Raw genomic sequence first — 2,928 nt, 5'->3', positions numbered from 1 at the left:
GAAGAGCTGAGCCTGTCGTGAACCTCCTGGCCGGGGTCCCGCTCGCGGGGCTCCGGCCTGAGCTTTTTCCTCCGAGTGACTTCGGGAGCCACCGTGTCGCGCCGTTACCCCCTGTTCCTGCTGCCCCTGCTGCTCGCGCCCCTGACGGGTCTGGCGCAAGAGGAGGGCTCCGCGCCCGCGAAGCCGGCGGAGGATGCTCCCCGTGCGACCGAGGCGGAGAAACCGCGGGAGGGCGAGGGCCCCCGCCTGGACCTGGAGGGGCTGGAGGATCCAGTCGGCGCGGACACGGGCACGGCGACCAAGAGCGCGCATCCCGAGGGGCATGACCAGGCCGCGAACGACACCTTCACCGAGCGGCTCCAGCCCACCACGACGCTGGCGCAGCGGGCGGCGGCGATCCTCGACCGGACGACGCTGGGCGGCTACGCCGAGCACGACTTCATCCTGCCCCAGCAGGGGGTGTCCACGTTCCGCAACCACCGGTACGTGCTCTTCGTCTACAGCCACATCTCCGAGCGCATCTCCACGGCGACGGAGATCGAGTTCGAGTTCGCGGGCAGCCCGCTCAAGCGCGAGGGCAACCTGGGCGCGGGCGAGGTGCTGCTCGAGTTCTCCGTGGTGGACCTGATGCTGACGGACTGGGCCACGTTCCGGGCAGGCGTCATCCTGGTGCCGGTGGGCGCGTACAACCTGCGGCACGACGCGCCGGCGCAGGAACTGCCCGAGCGGCCCATCGCGTACACCACGGTCGTGCCCACCACCTGGTTCGAGTCTGGCGCCGGCTTCCTGGGCAAGTTCGACCTGGGCCGGGACTGGCGGCTGAACTACGAGGTGTACGCGGTCAACGGCCTCGACGCGAAGATCCTCGATGGCCAGGGCTTCCGGGCGGCGCGCGGCAGCCACCTGCAGGACAACAACAACGACAAGGCCCTCACCGGGCGCGTGTCCGTCTCGCCCTTCCTGGGCCTGGAGGCAGGCCTGTCCGGCTACACGGGGGCGTATGACCTCGAGGGCCGCCGGGTGAACATGGCCAACGCGGACGTCTTCTGGCGGCTGGGCGCGTTGGACCTGACGGGCGAGGTGGTGCGCGCTTTCATCGACCCTGGCTACGTGCAGGGCTTCCCGGAGGGCTCGACGGCCAACACCCGCGACCGCGTGCCCACGGGGATGTTCGGTTTCTACGGACAGGCCAACTACCGCTTCCGCGTCGAGCCCTTCTTCCGGCTGCTCCCGGACGAGTGGCACGACGGGCACTTCACCGCCTCGCTCCGGTATGAGGAGAAGGACACCGACCTGGAGTTCGTCACCGCGGGAGACGTGGCGCGGATGACGCTCGGCCTGAACTTCCGGCCGCTGCCTCCCTACGTCCTCAAGACGAGCTTCTTCTGGGAGAAGAGCGGAGGGGACGGGGAGATGCCGCACGCGTGGTCCAGCGGCTTCTGGAAGGACGGCCACGGGACCTTTCTCGCCAGCGTGGCCTACCTCTTCTGAGGACCAGGGAACCGATGCGCACCTTCCTGCTCGCCGCTGTCGTGATGCTCGCCGCCTGTGCCGGGACGCCTCGGCGCTCGGAGGGCTCACCCGCGCGCGTGGTGGTGCTGGCCGCGGCGGTGGCGTCGAAGCCCGCGCCGCGAGGGCTCATCGGGAATGTGTTCGGCGGAGGAGACGAGCCCCGCGACGTGGTGGCGCGGGAGGCCGCGGAGGCCCTGCGCTCCCGGGGCTACTCGGTGCTGGGCGTGGAGACGACGCTGGGGCCTGGCGCCTCGGTGGAGCAGGCCTCGGCGGTGGCGCGCCAGTACCAGGCGGACGCCACGGTGGTGCTGGTGCTGACCCGGCTGGACCTGTCCTCGATCCAGCCGCTCGGGCAGGCGGAAGTGGAATTGCAGTCGATGGTGGTGGGCCCGGATGGCCGGGTCCTGTCGAGCGATGAGCGCCGCGCCACCACCTCGGAGAGGCTCTATCGCGCCCGGACGGATTGGCGCTCGCACGTCCGGCAGGCCGTCATCCAAGCGGTTCGGGAGTTGCCATGAGCGTGGTAAGGGGTTGGCCCGTGAAGCACTTCTCGTTGGCACTGGTGGTGTGGCTGTGGGTCGGTGTGTCGCTGCCCGCGGAGGCGGCGGGCACCTTCTTCACCACGCCCCAGGTGCTCAAGGAGTTCTTCCCCAAGAGCCAGCGCGTCTCCTACCGCAAGGTGCGGCTCGGCCCGGCCGAGCTGGCCGCGGTGCAGGGGCGGCTCGGCTACAAGCCGACGAAGCCCGAGTACGTCATCTTCGTGGCCACCACGGGTGAGCAAGTGGATGGCTACGCCGTCATCGACGAGGAGCTCGGCCAGCACGAGCAGATCACCTTCGCGGTGAAGCTGTCGCGCGAGGGCGTGGTCGAGCGCCACGAGGTCATGGTGTACCGGGAGAAGTACGGTGAGGAGATCACCGACGCGCGCTTCCGGCGCCAGTTCCAGGGGAAGACGGCGAAGGATCCGGTGCGGGCCGGAGTGGACATCGACGTGGTGACGGGGGCGACCATCTCGTCGCGGTCGATGGCCATTGGAGTGCGTCGCGCGCTCGTCCTGTTGGACGAGCTCATCCTCAAGCCCGGGGCGCTGAGCGGCGCCCAGTCCGCCGCTCCGAGCGCCCCCAAGGGGTAGCCCTCTCGTGCGTCAGTTCGCCCGGCCGTTTCCCATCACCCGCCTCTCGCTCGAGGCCCGGGTCCTCTACACCGGGTTCCTGCTGTTCCTCGTGCTGGGGTTCGTGTCCTCGGTGTGGCTGTACGCGGACTCGTTCGGCGGGCTGTCCGGGCAGAGCACGGCGGAGTACTACCGGGGAGGTGCCGCGCCCGCCGCGCCCGAGCCCGGAGCGGAGGCAGCGGGAGGCCCCGCGCTGGAGTTGCCTCCGGATGGACCGGCGTTGGAGCTGCCCGGAGAGACGGCGG

The 2,928-nt window shown here is 70.3% G+C and carries 4 protein-coding genes; all 4 read left to right on the top strand.

From position 1 onward, the window contains the following. The first annotated feature begins 93 nt into the window (after positions 1-93). Positions 94-1,491: a hypothetical protein gene (locus VF697_RS10200; protein ID WP_331093738.1), complete on the top strand. Its 1,398-nt coding sequence runs from the start codon at positions 94-96 to the stop codon at positions 1,489-1,491. 14 nt (positions 1,492-1,505) lie between these two features. After that, complete coding sequence (locus tag VF697_RS10195) at positions 1,506-2,030, top strand: hypothetical protein (RefSeq protein WP_331093736.1); 525 nt, start codon at positions 1,506-1,508, stop codon at positions 2,028-2,030. After that, positions 2,027-2,644: an FMN-binding protein gene (locus tag VF697_RS10190; protein ID WP_331093734.1), complete on the top strand. Its 618-nt coding sequence runs from the start codon at positions 2,027-2,029 to the stop codon at positions 2,642-2,644. Before VF697_RS10195 ends, VF697_RS10190 begins: the two co-directional genes overlap by 4 nt. Before the next feature lie 7 nt (positions 2,645-2,651). After that, positions 2,652-2,928 (top strand): hypothetical protein (locus VF697_RS10185; protein ID WP_331093732.1); only part of this gene is annotated, 277 nt, incomplete at its 3' end.

This window comes from Archangium sp., assembly GCF_036388035.1.
Lineage (GTDB): Bacteria > Myxococcota > Myxococcia > Myxococcales > Myxococcaceae > Archangium.
The sequence above is the reverse complement of the archived record's forward strand: the minus strand, read 5'-3'. Positions and strand labels throughout refer to the sequence as shown.